Raw genomic sequence first — 14,043 nt, forward strand, 5'->3', positions numbered from 1 at the left:
GGTGAGTCGTATCGACGATTCCGGTGCCTTGCCATATGAGGGGGGCACTGTCAAAGCCAAAGCCTGGAAAGGGCGCGTGCATGGCCGAATATCATCTGTCCGGGAATCCACCGGTGCCGCTTACCCTGCGCCGGTCCGCGCAGGCGCGGCGGATCAGCCTGCGGATATCTTCGCTGGACGGGCGGGTCACGCTGACCCTGCCCAAGGGACTGCCGGAGAAGACCGCCCTGGCCTTTGCCGAGGAAAAGGCCGACTGGATCCGGGCCAACCTGGAGAAGCACCCGGATGCCGTGGAGGCGGACTTTGGCGCGGTGCTGCCCATTGACGGCCAGGACCGGGTGATTGAGCCAGCACCAGGGCGGCGGATCCGGCTGGAGGCTGGCAGTGTTTCGGTGCCGGGGCCCAATCCAGGGCGGCCCTTGCAGCGATACTTGAGGGAGCTGGCGCGTAACCGGCTGGCTGAAGCATCGGATTTTTACGCGGCCCGGCTAGGCAGGAAGTACTGCCGTCTCACCCTGCGCGACACCCGCTCCCGCTGGGGATCCTGCTCTGCGGATGGCGGGCTGATGTATTCCTGGCGGCTGATCCTGGCACCGCCCGCGGTGCTGCGCTATGTTGCCGCCCACGAAGTAGCGCATCTGCAGGAAATGAACCACTCGCAGGCCTTCTGGGACACAGTGGAGCGTATTCATGGCCGCTGGCAGGACCAGCGAACCTGGCTGCGCGAAAATGGTGCAAGCCTGCACCGCTACCGTTTCGGCGAATGAAATCAGCGCTTTGACCCTGCGGGTGTGCGGGCTAAGCTGGCGCCAGTTGCAGTTGCCAGTTCCCGGTCCAAAGGCCCGTACCCGTGTCAGACAAGCCGCAAAGACGCCTTGCCGCCATTTTTATGCTGGATGTCTCCGGCTTCAGCCGCATGATGGCCGAGGATGAGGCCGGCACTCTGAACCAGGTGCTTGCTCAGCAGCAGACCCTGATTGCGCCGGCGATCCGCAGCCACGGCGGCCGCATCATCAAGCTGATGGGCGACGGTGTTCTGGCACTGTTCCCCAGCGTAATATCAGCAGTGGAGGCTGCAGCACAGATCCAGGCGGACGCAGCCCGCACCCGCCACCTGCAGCTGCGCATCGGTATCAATCTGGGGGAAGTGCTGATCGCGCAGGGCGACGTTTTCGGCGACGAGGTGAATATCGCAGCCCGGCTGGAAAGCCTGGCGCATCCGGGCGGGGTGGCGCTTTCAGCTTCAGCCTATGACCAGGTCCGCAACCGCATCCCCTATGACTTCGAAGACTTCGGCCTGCATGAGGTGAAGAACATCCCTGATCCGGTGCAGGTCTATTTCCTGGGTGATGAGCTCACGTCGCTGCCGTCCCTGCGCCGCAGCGCTCCGCCCCGGAAACAGAAGGAACCCGTGCCTCGCAAGGGAATACGGCCCGCGGTATTGCTTGCCGCGGGCTGCATCGGTGCCGTCACCGCAGTGGCCGGTATCTGGGGCTGGCACTCCGCAGACCGTCTGAATACCTCTGTAGCATCCGTGCCCGGTTCTCCAGCTGCTTCCGCTTTTGAAGGCAACCCAGCAGTCGCCATTCTGCCTTTCACTTCTGACACGCTTCAGCCGGAAACGGCGCGGATGCTGGCGCAGGAAGTAGCACGCAACCTCGCCGCAGCCAGTGGTGTCCGCATCATTGCACCGTCCAGCGCACGGGCTGCTGAAGGTTTGCTGCCAGGGGAGGCGGCTGTGCTGCTAGGCGCCGATTTCGTCGTGGCGGGCCATTTGCCTGGAACCCTGCAGGAGGGGGCCGGTCTGAAAATCCTTCAGGCGACAAGCGGCAGCGAAGGTAAGGCAGGGGCAGAACCGCTGAGTATTCTGCCGCCTCAGCCGCAACACTCTGTGTCGGCTCTTGCGCCGGAACTTGCGGCCAGCATCATTGGCTACTTCGGCAAGCCTTTGCCAGAAAGCAGCCGTCCTGATGTCGCCGATGGCGCTATGCTGCAGTTGTTCACCGCCCGTAGCCTGATGCAGCAGGGGGACCGCGGCGGTGCACATCTGGCCCTGCAACGGGCACAACAGATGGCGCCGGATTGGCCGGAAGCGCAGGCCTTGGCGGCGCTCTGGCATTTGGACATTCTCACTGGTCCAGCAGCGGGGTTGCCTGATCGCGCGTCAGAGGCGGCAGAGCTGGTCAAGGGGCTGCCGTCAGGGGCAACGGTGCTGCAGCTGCGGGCGCTGGCAGCGCAATTTTCAGGCCGCCACGGCGAGGCTTTGCAATTAGCCGGGATCTTGGCGGAGGATTATCCGAACGATGCGTCAGGACAGTTGCTGCGGGCCTGGCTACTGCATCTCGCAGGTCAGGGCAGCAGCGCCCAGAAAGTTCTCGGGAATGTCCGCCGCCTCGAACCCCTGCCTCAGCCGATGGTCCTGACCGTTGAAGCCGGTCTCCACCTCGCCGCCGGCAGGGAGGCCGAGGCCGCCGCCGCCGCGGCTGAAGCGCTGAGGATTGAACCTGCAGCGCAGCTGGCCTTGGTGCTGCATTGCGCCAGCCTGGCTGCGCTTGGCAGTTTTGAAGAGGCTGCCGATGCCTGCAGCCGGCTAAAGGGCGCTCCGCTGACGGTCGATCAGGCTGTGGCGGCTTTTCCCTTTTCCGCCGCAGCACCTCAGCGGGCTCTGCGCACAGGCCTCAGTCTGGCGGGGCTGCCGGGCCGCCCCTGAAGTTGCGCGTAATTGTCTGGTTGACCACGCCAGGTTTTGTGATCACATGAGCGGATGAGCCAGACTGCCCGCCCCGCCCAAGAAACTGCCTCCGCACCCGCCCATGACCGCGTCTACCGGACACTTCGGACGCGTATTATGCACGGTGAGATTACCCCGGGAGCTGCCTTGACCTTGCGCGGGATCGGCGGCGAATTCGGTGTCTCGATGACACCAGCGCGCGAGGCGGTGCGGCGACTGGCAGCGGAGGGCGCGCTGTTCCTGTCGTCCTCAGGCCGGGTAACCACGCCAGAACTCACCAATGAGCGGATCGAGGAACTGGCTGCTCTGCGGGCGCTGCTGGAGGTGGAACTGGCCAGCCGCGCGCTGCCGCGCGCCCATATGGCGTTGATCGACCGGCTGCAGACGATCAACTCCAACGTGGCGGAGATGGTCTCCAAACGCGATGCCGTTGGCTACATCCGCACCAACCTGGAGTTTCACCGCACCCTCTACCTGCGCGCCCAGGCGCCGGCCATGCTGGCCATGGCGGAAACTGTCTGGCTGCAGCTTGGCCCCACCATGCGGGCGCTCTATGGCCGTTTGCGCCGCACCGACCCGCCGCAGAACCATCGTCTGATTATCGCCGCGCTCAAGGCGGGGGATGAACCCGGCCTGCGGCTGGCAGTGCGCTCAGACGTGACACAAGGCCTGCGGCTGCTGGCAGGCTAGGGCGGTTTTGAAGCCGGTTTCCAGGCGCTGGCCAAACTGGTACACTCCAACCCTATGAAAAGCCCTTCAAATCGCCGCCTGGCTGCGATCCTGGCCGCGGATGTGGCGGGCTATTCCCGGCTGACCGCCTCGGATGAGGAAGGCACAGTGGCAGCGCTCCGCGCCATCCGCAGCGAAGTGGTGGAGCCGCTCACAGATCAGCACGGCGGCCGCATCGCCAATACCGCAGGCGACAGTTTCCTGATCGAATTCCGCAGCGCCGTCGATGCGTTGCGCGCCGCCCTCAGCATCCAGGACCGGTTGCAGGCCCGGAATGTGGTAGCGGGAGCCGACCGCGTCATCCTGCTGCGCATCGGCCTCAATGTGGGGGATGTTATCTCCAATGGCGACGACATTCTGGGCGACGGTGTCAACGTGGCCGCCAGGCTGGAGGCGCTGGCTGAGCCGGGCGGGATCACTGCTTCGGAGGCCGTCGTCGGCTATGCTCGCAAAAGCATTGCCGCGGACTTCATTCCAATGGGCCCGCAAAGGGTCAAGAATATCCCGGAGCCGGTGAAAGCCTTCCGGGTTCAAAAGAGCGGACATGCGCCGCAGAAGGCAGCGCGTGCCACGGTCCCGCGCGCCCGGCTGGCCGCCGGGGCTGGCATTCTGGCCGCGGCGGCGGGCGCGGTTTTGTGGCTCGCCCCCTCGCAGCCGAATCCGGATCAGGCTGTCGTGGCGCGTATGGCCTTTCCGCTGCCGGATCTTCCTTCTGTTGCGGTGATGCCGCTGGCCGATGCCACAGGCGAAACCGGTAACGCGACGCTGGCGGACGGGTTTTCCGAGGATCTGATCACCGACCTGTCACGGATTTCCGGCCTGTTCGTGATCTCCGGCAACAGTTCCTTTGCCTACCAGGACCGGCAGATCAGCACCGCACAATTCGCTGAGGAACTGGGCGTGCGCTATGTGGTCGACGGCAGCCTGCGCCGCACCGGGGCTGACTTCCGGGCCAATATCCGGCTAACCGACACATCCAGCGGCCAGCTGGTCTGGGCGGAGCGTTTCGACGGTCCGGTGGAGAACATCTTCTCGTTTCAGAACCGTATAGCACTGGATATCGCCAATGCGCTGGATCTGCCGCTGGATGACGAAGAGCGTACTGGGATCGAACAAGTGGATACCGCGACCATAGCGGCGCGCGAGGCGTTCCAGCAGGGATGGGAGCTTTTTGCGCGCTTCAACGAGCAAGACAACCTGGCCGCAATCCCGCATTTCGAACAGGCGGTGTTGCTGGACCCTGACTACGGCCGCGCTTGGGCCTTCCTGGCGATGGCGCATCTTCGTCCGCATATCTTGCACCATTGGCAGGGCTACACTCCGGCCACCGGCCAGACGCATATCGGCGAGTTCTACAAATACCTGCGCGAAGCCGCCAGGCACGACACACCGCTTAAGCATGTGATCCGGGCGATGGTGCTGCTGAACCTGCCGGATTGGGAGGGGGTTTACGGCGGCAGCCGCGGCACCAGCGAGGCCCGGCAGGAAGCGGCAAAGGCAATTGCTCTGCAGCCCAGCGACCCAGAGGCGCATTTGGCAATGGGCTGGGCACTGATCGCCGCAGGCGAGCCGCAGGAAGGTCTGGCTTTTGTCCATGCCGCTATGCGGCTCGATCCCAGGCATCCAAGCCACTATGCGCTGTTTGAGGCGGCGGCTTTGTTTGCGATGGAGGACTACGCCCAAGCTGCCGTAGTGTTGCAGGCTGAGGTGGACCGCAATCCCCAAGCGCGGGAACTGATGCCTGTGGCGGCCTCGGCGCTGGCGATGCAGGGGGAGCTGCGGGCTGCGCGTGCCATGGTTGAGCGCTGGCACGGCAGCAACAGCTCTGCTTCACTGCCGGCCGCGGTGCAAGACTATTTCTTCATCCTCCGCTGGACAGGCGCCAGTCGGCACCTGAACCAGCGGCTGACGGACGGGCTGCGGCTGGCGGCGCTGCCACCGGGGACCACTGTTGCCAGTCTCAGGGCGGAACTGTCGCTGCCAGACGCCATCACCCAGCGTCAGGCGGTCCAGGCACTTGGGCTTTTCGGCGCCGCAGCGGCGCCAGCAGTGCCTGAGTTGACCAAACTTTTGCAAAGCCCTTCTGCCTTTGTTCGCAAAGAGGCTGCCAACACCCTGGGAAACATCGGCGTTGCCGCCGCACCAGCCTTGGCCGCGCTGGACGCGCTGGCGGGCAAGGGACTCGCTGGCAAACGCGCGACCCTTGCTGCGGAGCGAATCCGCAGAAGCTTGGCTGAGGAGGAACTCTGACTGGAGGCGTATTCGCCGCCTGAGGCCTTCAGCCGGACGTGAGTATTGCGGTGCAGGTTTTCTGCCGGAGCACAGGCTCGAATCCTCCATCTTTCAGGGGGAGATTCTTCGGTTGCGCACTGATGAACGGGACCGGGGAAGCACCCCGGAGGTGGAGAACTGGCATTGGCAGGTGATTGTTTGCGCCGCTTTGAGTGGCGCAGGAAAGCTCTGGCTTCTGCAAGTGCTGCATGAAGCGGAGCTGGGTTAAGAGCTTAATCTAAATAGGGTATTCCAAAGGTGCATAGCACTGATGTGCGCGGCGCATACCCTATGCGATATCGGCATTTCACAGTTCGTGCTCCGCAGGCTAGCGTTTGCGGCATAATCACAGGGGAGTATGCCTAATGACGAAATTTGTCAGAAGCCTGGCGGCTGCTGCGGTGGTGGCGATGGCACCGGTTGCCTATGCCGAAACCACCGTGCGCGTTGCCTATGACGCTGACCCGGTCTCGCTGGATCCGCATGAACAACTGTCCGGCGGTACGCTGCAGCTGTCGCACATGGTCTTTGACCCGCTGGTGCGCTGGACCAAGGACCTGCAGTTCGAACCGCGCCTGGCCGAAAGCTGGGAACAGATCGACGACACCACCATGCGCTTCAAGCTGCGCAGCGGCGTTTCCTTCCACAGCGGCAATGCGCTGACCGCCAAGGACGTGGACTGGACCTTTGACCGCCTGAAGGCGAGCGACGACTTCAAGGCGATCTTCGCGCCCTTCACTGATGTCGAAGTCATCGACGACATGACCTTCGACCTCAAAACCGCGGAGCCCTATCCACTGGTGCTGCACACCGCGACCTATCTGTTCCCGATGGACAGCGCGTATTACTCCGGCACCACCGATGACGGCAAAGACAAGGGCGAAATCGTCAAGCACGGTGACAGCTTTGCTTCGCGCAACGTTTCCGGCACCGGCCCGTTTGTGGTGTCCGAGCGTGAGCAGGGCGTGCGCGTCGTGTTTGACCGCTTCGACGGCTACTGGGACGCTGATGCGGGTAATGTCGACAAGATCGTTCTGACCCCGATCAAAGAAGACCCGACCCGCGTGGCAGCCCTGCTGTCCGGCGACGTGGACTTCATCGCGCCGGTTCCCCCGACCGACCTGAAGCGTGTCGAAGAGGCTGAGGGCGTTGACCTGATCACCATGCCCGGCACCCGTATCATCACCTTTCAGATGAACCAGAACCGTGTCGAGGCCTTCAAGGACGCACGTGTCCGCCAGGCGATCGACTATGCGGTCAACAACGCAGGCATCGTTGACCGCATCATGCGCGGCTTCGGCACCGTTGGCGCACAGGCCAGCCCGGCGGGCTACCTGGGCTACAACGAAGCGCTGGCACCGCGTTTCGATCTGGAAAAAGCCAAGGCTCTGATGGCGGAAGCAGGCTACGCCGACGGCTTCTCGATCACCATGATGGCGCCGAACAACCGCTATGTGAACGACGACAAGATCGCCCAGGCGGTGGCTTCGATGCTGGCACAGATCAACATCAAGGTTGACCTGCAGACCATGCCCAAGGCGCAGTACTGGCCGACCTTTGACGAGCGCGCAGCTGACATGATGATGATCGGCTGGCATTCGGACACCGAGGATTCTGCCAACTTCCACCAGTTCCTGACTGCCTGCCCGAACCCGGATAACGGCAACGGCCAGTACAACTCGGGCAACTACTGCAACGAGGAAGCCGATGCGCTGATGGATGCCGCCAACGCGGAAACCGATCCGGCCAAACGCGCGGAAATGCTGCAGAAGCTGGAAGGCATCCTGTACGACGAAGCGGCCTTCATCCCGCTGCACTGGCAGAACCTGGCATGGGGTTCCAAGTCCGGCATGAACTCGGCGGACATCGTGAACGCGCTGAACTTCCCCTACTTCGGTGACCTGGTTGTCGAAACCGGCAGCTGATCACTGAATACTTCCGGGCCGGTCTCCCCCGGCCGGCCCGGACCTTTTCAATAACAAGCGGCTGTCAAGGCTGCGCTTGCAGGACCCGCGGATCCATCGGACACTGCGGCCTGCGCTGTAACCAAACTCTACAAAGGTCAGGACGATGTTTGCCTATCTCGCCAAGCGAGTGATCCAGGCGGTTGCCGTGATGTTCGTCATCTCGCTGATTGCCTTTGCCATCCAGGGCAACCTGGGCGACCCGCTGCGTGAGCTGGTCGGGCAGTCGGTTTCCGAAGAAGTGCGCCAGCAGCTGCGCGACGAAATGGGGCTGAACGACAGCTTCGTGACGCAATACCTGCGGTTTGCCGGCAATGCGCTGCAGGGCGACCTGGGCACCTCCTATTTCTTCAAGGAACCGGCGCTGGACGTGATCCTGAAGAAGCTGCCCGCGACGCTGGAGCTGGTATTCGGCGCCACGCTGATCATCGTCGGCTTCTCGGTGCCGCTGGGCGTCTATACCGCGATCAAGCCGGACAGCATCCTGAGCCGCATCATCATGGGCCTGTCGATTGTCGGCATCTCGATCCCGGTATTCCTGACCGCCATTCTGATGATCTTTGTGTTCTCCGTGGAATACGGCTGGTTCCCCTCCTACGGGCGCGGCGACACCGTGCATGTCTGGGGCTATTGGGAGACCAACTTTGCCACTGCAGACGGCTGGCTGCACATCATCCTGCCCTCGATTGCGCTGGCCTCCATCATGCTGCCGCTGTTTGTCCGGCTGATCCGGGCCGAGATGATGGAAGTGCTGCAGTCCGAATACGTGAAATATGCCAAGGCCAAGGGCATCAACCCGTGGCGCATCTACTTTGTGCACGCGCTCAAGAACACGCTGCTGCCGGTGATCACCGTGGGCGGGGTGCAGATCGGCACCATGGTCGCCTACACGATCCTGACTGAGACGGTGTTCCAGTGGCCGGGCATGGGCTTCATGTTCCTAGAGGCGGTGAACCGCGTCGATACCCCGCTGATCGTGGCCTATCTGATTGTTGTCGGCTTCATCTTTGTGGTCACCAACACCATCGTCGACCTGATCTATGGCCTGGTGAACCCGACCGTGAACATTGCGAGGATGGGCGCATGAGTACCGAAACGCTGAACCCGAAGTCCGAACCCTCGCGCTGGTCCAAGATCTGGAACTCCAACATGGGCTACAGCTTCCGCCGCAACCCGGTGGCGGTGGTCAGCATGATCGTCTTCCTGTTGATCGCACTCGCGTCCTTCCTGGCGCCGGTGATCGCGCCTTATGATCCCTATGATCCGGCGCAGATCGACATCATGAACTCGGAATACCCGCCTGCCTGGGTCCACGGGGCGCTGCCGGAGTTTGTGCTGGGCACCGACGATCAGGGCCGCGACCTGTGGTCCACCATCCTCTACGGCACCCGCCTGTCGCTGCTTATCGGCATCTGCGCTGTGGCACTGCAGGCGTTTCTCGGCATCTCCATCGGTTTGATCGCGGGTTATGTCGGCGGTCGTCTCGACAGTCTGCTGATGCGGCTTGCTGATATCCAGCTGTCGTTCTCCACCCTGATGGTGGCGATCATCTTCCTGGCTGTCACGCAGGCGATGTTCGGCACCGATACCTTCAATAAATATGCCGTGGTGTTCCTGATCGCGGTGATCGGGGTGGCAGAATGGCCGCAATACGCCCGCACCGTGCGCGCCACCGTGCTGGCAGAGAAGAAGAAGGAATACGTCGACAGTGCCCGCGTTCTGGGCTTTGGCCCGATGCGGATCATGGTGCGGCACATCCTGCCGAACTCGCTGTCGCCGATCTTTGTGATCTCCACCGTGCAGGTCGCCAATGCAATCATTTCCGAGGCCTCGCTCAGTTTCCTGGGCCTGGGCATGCCGCCAAGCCAGCCGTCGCTGGGCTCGCTGATCTCCTCCGGTTTCGACTACATCTTCTCCGGAAGCTGGTGGATCACCGCCATTCCCGGCGTGGTGCTGGTGGTTCTGGTCCTTGTCATCAACCTGCTGGGCGACTGGATGCGCGACGTCCTGAACCCGAAACTCTACAAGGGTTAACGCGATGAGCCTTCTTTCCGTTCGCGACCTCACCGTCAAATTCGCCATGCGTGACCAGACGGTTACTGCCCTCAACGGCATTTCCTTTGACCTGGCCAAAGGCGAGCGCCTGGGCATCGTCGGCGAAAGTGGTGCCGGCAAGTCGATCACCGGGTTCTCGCTGATGAACCTGCTCAGCCGCCCGGGCTATATCGACACCGGCAAGATCCTGTTCGAGGGCGAGGATGTCGTGCAGATGAACGACAAGCGCCTGCGAAATCTGCGCGGCAACCGGATGGCGATGATCTTCCAGGACCCGATGGTGACGCTCAATCCGGTGCTGACCATCGGCCAGCAGATGATCGAGACCCTGATGGCGCACCGCAAGCTGAGCCATGAGGAAGCCCGCCAGATCGCCATCGTCAAACTGCGCGAGGTCTATATTCCTTCGCCGGAGGAGCGGCTGGAGCAGTACCCGCACGAATTGTCTGGCGGTATGCGCCAGCGTATCATCATTGCGATTGCGCTATTGCTGGATCCGCAGCTGATCATCGCGGATGAACCCACGACGGCGCTGGATGTGACCATTCAGGCTGACATCATGGAGCTGATGCTGGAGTTGTGCCAGTCGAACCAGGTGGGGCTGATCCTGATCACCCACGACCTGGGCGTCGTCAGCCAGATGACGGAGCGGACGCTGGTAATGTACGCCGGCCGGATCATCGAGAGCGGGCGCACCCGCGAGATCATCAACGACCCGCAGCACCCTTATACCCAAGGTTTGATAAACGCGCTGCCGCAACAGACAGTGCCAGGCCAGCGGTTGAAGCAAATCCCGGGCAACATGCCTGGCCTGGCCAGCATTCCCGCAGGCTGCGCCTTCAACCCGCGCTGCAAATACGCAACCGACTTGTGCCGCAGCCGGGTGCCCGAAGCGGTGCACTACGGCGGCGTCGAGGTGGCTTGCCACGAGGTGCAGCGCCTGAACAGCGATGAAGACCGTCAGGAGGCACGGGCATGAGTGACGTGAATACAGACCGCCCGCTCTTGGAGATCAAGAACCTGGAGAAACGGTTCGATCTTGACCAGGGCTTTCTGGAAACCCTCAAGTTCAAGCAGGGCAAGATCGTGCGCGAGAGCCGCTCTGTCCATGCTGTGAACAACATCTCGCTGGAGGCCCGCAAAGGCGAGGCGCTCTGCGTGGTGGGTGAATCAGGTTGCGGCAAGTCCACCGTGGCGCGGCTGGTGGCCGGCCTGCTGACCCCGACCGCGGGTGAGATCCACTATGGCGGTCAGCGTATCGACAACCTGTCGCGCGCTGGAATGCAGCCTCTGCGCAAGAAGATCCAGATGATCTTCCAGAACCCCTATGCCTCGCTGAACCCGCGGATGACCATCCGGCAGGCGCTGGAAGAACCGGTGCGCCACCATTACCCCAACGCCTCGGCAGCGGAGGTGCGCGACAAGGTGACCGAGGTGATGCTGTCGGTGGGTGTCGACCCCAGCTGGGCCAAGCGTTACCCGCATGAGTTCTCCGGTGGTCAGCGCCAGCGGATCGCGATTGCCCGAGCGCTGACGGTGGACCCGGAGTTTATTATCGCCGATGAGCCGATCAGCGCGCTGGACGTGTCGATCCAGGCGCAGGTGCTGAACCTGATGCTGGAAGCCAAGGAAAGCCGCGGCCTTACCTATCTGTTCATTACTCACGATCTGAGCGTGGTGGAGCATTTTGGCACCCGCGTTGCGGTGCTTTACCTTGGGTCGGTTTGCGAGGTTGCGGACACCGCGACATTGTTCTCCAGCCCAAAACACCCCTATACTCGGGCCTTGCTGTCCGCGGTGCCGCAGCTGAAGGACGACCGGCCGAACCATATCCGCCTCAAGGGCGAGATTCCGACGCCGATCAACCTGCCCACAGGCTGCCCGTTCCAAAGCCGCTGCGCCTTTGCGGACGCACGATGCAAGAGTGAAAAGCCCAAGGCCATTCACCAGCCCGACGGCAGCATGGTTGCGTGCCATGCCGTCGAAGAAGACAGGCTGGATGCGGTGGCCGCCGGTTAAGACGGGACGCCCAGTTGGATATCATCTGGCTCAAGGACTTCGAGGCTTTGGTCGCGTGCAAGAATTTCTCGCGCGCGGCCGAAGAGCGTAATGTCAGCCAGCCGGCCTTTTCGCGCCGGATCCGGGCGCTGGAGAATGAGATCGGCGTGCGGCTGATCAACCGCGAGACGCTGCCGCTGACGCTGACCCCAGCCGGGGAGGTGTTTCTGTCGCAGTCCCGCATCATGCTGCGCACCTATGAGGAAACGATTGAGCGCTGCCAGACCATTGACGCGGCAAGTGAAAACGTGATCCGCTTCGCTGCCTCGCAGTCGCTCTACATGACCCATTACAAGACCCTGATTGCGCCGCTTGCCAGCGAGGGCGGGGTGGATACTGACCTCAACTCCACTTCCTGGGCGGCTGATCAATTTGTCAGCGCGCTGCAGCAGGGGTATTGCGATGTGATCCTGACCTACTGGCACCCGTCGATGGACTTCCTGGGACCGCTGGAGGTCGCCAATTTCGAGTACCTGACGCTGTCGACAGACCGATACGTGCCTGTCTCGCGCACAACCGCGGACGGCGCGGCAGAGTTTGCGTTTAAGCCTGGCAGCAAGGATGCGGTGCCGTTGCTGTCTTATGGTGCGGTCTCGGCGTTGCGTTCAGTGCAGGAATTTGCCCTGACTCAACTTTTGCCCGGACAGAAGGTGTTTGTGGTCAACCAGAACGCATTGGCCAATAGCGTCAAGGCGATGATCCAGGAAGGCTTCGGCATCGGCTGGCTGCCGCTGAGCCTGTGCCGTGAAGAAATCGCCTCCGGCCGGTTTGCAATTGTGGATGAACGGCTGGGCACCGACCTTGAGATTCGCCTTTACCGTGATCCGCGCAGCACCAAGCAGACGCTGGATGTGCTGTGGAAACAGCTCAAGCGTTCGGCGATGAAGGCGGCCTGACAGGCTTCCGGAGGGGAAGTCGCCCAATGAGTGCAATGGCCGTCGTGCAGTAAATCTGACATTGCTGGATGCGGGCTGGATACGAGCAGGGGCAGATGGACATGCATTATCTCAAGCGCGAGCTGTACGATCTTGTTAAAAGCGACGATGCCATCTTTGACTTCCTGCAGATCGGGTCGCTGGACGGGATCTGGTACTGGGATCTGGAAAATCCCGAGCACGAATGGATGAGCCCGGAGCTTTGGCGCCTGTTTGGCGTCGATCCTCAAACCAAAGGCCATTTTGCATCCGAATGGCAGGACCTTATTCACCCCGACGATCTGGCGCTGGCGCTTGAGAACTTCCACAAACACCTGGAGGACCCGGAACACCCCTATGATCAGATCGTCCGCTACCGCCATGCTGACGGTCATATGGTCACGGTGCGCTGCCGCGGCCTAGCGATCAGGGATGAAAACGGAAGACCGGTACGGATGCTCGGGGCGCACAACGATTTGACAGAGCTGAAGGCGCGGGAAGCCGAACTGGCTGCGGCCATTGCCGGCTTGGCTGCGGAGGTGACACGCGCCAATTCTGCCGTCGAGGCCCGTACTGCCTTTCTGGCTACGATGAGCCACGAAATCCGCACGCCTCTGAATGTGATCCTAGGGCTTTTTCACCTGATCAAGAGCGATGAGACGGCTTCGGACAAGACCCGGGAAAGGGCGGATGTGGGGCATCGGGCCGCTGAAATGCTGATGACCCAGCTTGTCAATGTGCTGGAGACCGCGCGGATTGATTGATTCGGATGCGGTGGAATATACTCCCAAGGCAGTAGAAACCGAGTCTCTGCTGGGGCTTTGGCGGGAGGCACTGCGGGCCTGTGCCACCCGCTATGGCAAGCCGTTGCGCACCTGGGTGTCTGCGGCGGATGATCTGCCGGAGCAGCTTATGATTGATCTCCCGAAAGTCACCCAGGTGATCAACAATCTGATCGACAAGGCGATGAAGTTCACGTCCGCGTGTGAGGCCGGTGGGAGTGTGTGCATTTTGCTGGAAAATGACGCTTCGGCTGCATGTCCGGTCAGTATCACCGTTCTGGATACCGGACCGGGTATTGCAGAAGAAGACCGCGTCCGGGCTTTCGAACGGTTCACCCAGCTCGACAACGCCATATCTTCGCACAAGGGCGGGGCTGGCCTGGGGTTGTCGATTTGCCACGAGCTGGCGGCGCTGATGGGTGGCAAGATCAGCATTCTGGACCATCCGCCGGAGGGGTTCAGCCTGGGCATCCGCCTGCAGCTTCCGGAGGGTGACAGCGCTCCTGCAGCCGGGTAATTGCGGTACCCTTGATCCCGGG

12 protein-coding genes are annotated in these 14,043 nt (G+C 62.2%); all 12 read left to right on the top strand.

The window, feature by feature from the left end; all coding sequences use genetic code 11:
* Nucleotides 1-80 precede the first annotated feature (80 nt).
* Complete coding sequence (locus A9D60_RS00085) at nucleotides 81-767, top strand: M48 family metallopeptidase (RefSeq protein WP_065265711.1); 687 nt, start codon at nucleotides 81-83, stop codon at nucleotides 765-767.
* A gap of 122 nt (nucleotides 768-889) precedes the next feature.
* On the top strand, nucleotides 890-2,710 hold the full coding sequence (locus tag A9D60_RS00090) for an adenylate/guanylate cyclase domain-containing protein (protein WP_254656596.1): 1,821 nt from the start codon (nucleotides 890-892) through the stop codon (nucleotides 2,708-2,710).
* Between the two features lie 54 nt (nucleotides 2,711-2,764).
* On the top strand, nucleotides 2,765-3,421 hold the full coding sequence (locus tag A9D60_RS00095) for a GntR family transcriptional regulator (protein ID WP_065265713.1): 657 nt from the start codon (nucleotides 2,765-2,767) through the stop codon (nucleotides 3,419-3,421).
* A 54-nt stretch (nucleotides 3,422-3,475) separates the two neighbouring features.
* Nucleotides 3,476-5,710: an adenylate/guanylate cyclase domain-containing protein gene (locus A9D60_RS00100; RefSeq protein ID WP_065265714.1), complete on the top strand. Its 2,235-nt coding sequence runs from the start codon at nucleotides 3,476-3,478 to the stop codon at nucleotides 5,708-5,710.
* A 386-nt stretch (nucleotides 5,711-6,096) separates the two neighbouring features.
* On the top strand, nucleotides 6,097-7,656 hold the full coding sequence (locus A9D60_RS00105) for an ABC transporter substrate-binding protein (protein ID WP_065265715.1): 1,560 nt from the start codon (nucleotides 6,097-6,099) through the stop codon (nucleotides 7,654-7,656).
* Nucleotides 7,657-7,801: 145 nt separating this feature from the next.
* Nucleotides 7,802-8,782: an ABC transporter permease gene (locus A9D60_RS00110; RefSeq protein ID WP_065265716.1), complete on the top strand. Its 981-nt coding sequence runs from the start codon at nucleotides 7,802-7,804 to the stop codon at nucleotides 8,780-8,782.
* A complete protein-coding gene (locus tag A9D60_RS00115) occupies nucleotides 8,779-9,729 on the top strand; it encodes an ABC transporter permease (protein WP_065265717.1) in 951 nt (316 codons plus the stop codon). Before A9D60_RS00110 ends, A9D60_RS00115 begins: the two co-directional genes overlap by 4 nt.
* A gap of 4 nt (nucleotides 9,730-9,733) precedes the next feature.
* Entirely contained in the window at nucleotides 9,734-10,729 is a 996-nt protein-coding gene (locus tag A9D60_RS00120) for an ABC transporter ATP-binding protein (RefSeq protein ID WP_065265718.1), read from the top strand.
* Complete coding sequence (locus tag A9D60_RS00125; RefSeq protein ID WP_065265719.1) at nucleotides 10,726-11,769, top strand: ABC transporter ATP-binding protein; 1,044 nt, start codon at nucleotides 10,726-10,728, stop codon at nucleotides 11,767-11,769. The genes A9D60_RS00120 and A9D60_RS00125 overlap by 4 nt, the downstream gene beginning before the upstream one ends.
* Before the next feature lie 14 nt (nucleotides 11,770-11,783).
* A complete protein-coding gene (locus A9D60_RS00130) occupies nucleotides 11,784-12,704 on the top strand; it encodes a LysR family transcriptional regulator (RefSeq protein WP_065265720.1) in 921 nt (306 codons plus the stop codon).
* 95 nt (nucleotides 12,705-12,799) lie between these two features.
* Nucleotides 12,800-13,486, top strand: coding sequence for a PAS domain-containing protein (locus tag A9D60_RS26420; protein ID WP_065265721.1), 687 nt, complete (start codon nucleotides 12,800-12,802; stop codon nucleotides 13,484-13,486).
* On the top strand, nucleotides 13,479-14,021 hold the full coding sequence (locus A9D60_RS00140) for a sensor histidine kinase (RefSeq protein ID WP_065265722.1): 543 nt from the start codon (nucleotides 13,479-13,481) through the stop codon (nucleotides 14,019-14,021). The genes A9D60_RS26420 and A9D60_RS00140 overlap by 8 nt, the downstream gene beginning before the upstream one ends.
* Nucleotides 14,022-14,043 lie beyond the last annotated feature (22 nt).

It is taken from the genome of Leisingera sp. JC1, from assembly GCF_001679925.1.
Taxonomy (GTDB): domain Bacteria; phylum Pseudomonadota; class Alphaproteobacteria; order Rhodobacterales; family Rhodobacteraceae; genus Leisingera.

What these genes read in the sequence shown, in the direction of transcription:
- A9D60_RS00085 (WP_065265711.1), top strand. Translation starts at nt 81, where the DNA reads ATGGCCGAATATCATCTGTCCGGGAATCCACCGGTGCCGCTTACCCTG.
- A9D60_RS00090 (WP_254656596.1), top strand. Translation starts at nt 890, where the DNA reads ATGCTGGATGTCTCCGGCTTCAGCCGCATGATGGCCGAGGATGAGGCC.
- A9D60_RS00095 (WP_065265713.1), top strand. Translation starts at nt 2,765, where the DNA reads ATGAGCCAGACTGCCCGCCCCGCCCAAGAAACTGCCTCCGCACCCGCC.
- A9D60_RS00100 (WP_065265714.1), top strand. Translation starts at nt 3,476, where the DNA reads ATGAAAAGCCCTTCAAATCGCCGCCTGGCTGCGATCCTGGCCGCGGAT.
- A9D60_RS00105 (WP_065265715.1), top strand. Translation starts at nt 6,097, where the DNA reads ATGACGAAATTTGTCAGAAGCCTGGCGGCTGCTGCGGTGGTGGCGATG.
- A9D60_RS00110 (WP_065265716.1), top strand. Translation starts at nt 7,802, where the DNA reads ATGTTTGCCTATCTCGCCAAGCGAGTGATCCAGGCGGTTGCCGTGATG.
- A9D60_RS00115 (WP_065265717.1), top strand. Translation starts at nt 8,779, where the DNA reads ATGAGTACCGAAACGCTGAACCCGAAGTCCGAACCCTCGCGCTGGTCC.
- A9D60_RS00120 (WP_065265718.1), top strand. Translation starts at nt 9,734, where the DNA reads ATGAGCCTTCTTTCCGTTCGCGACCTCACCGTCAAATTCGCCATGCGT.
- A9D60_RS00125 (WP_065265719.1), top strand. Translation starts at nt 10,726, where the DNA reads ATGAGTGACGTGAATACAGACCGCCCGCTCTTGGAGATCAAGAACCTG.
- A9D60_RS26420 (WP_065265721.1), top strand. Translation starts at nt 12,800, where the DNA reads ATGGACATGCATTATCTCAAGCGCGAGCTGTACGATCTTGTTAAAAGC.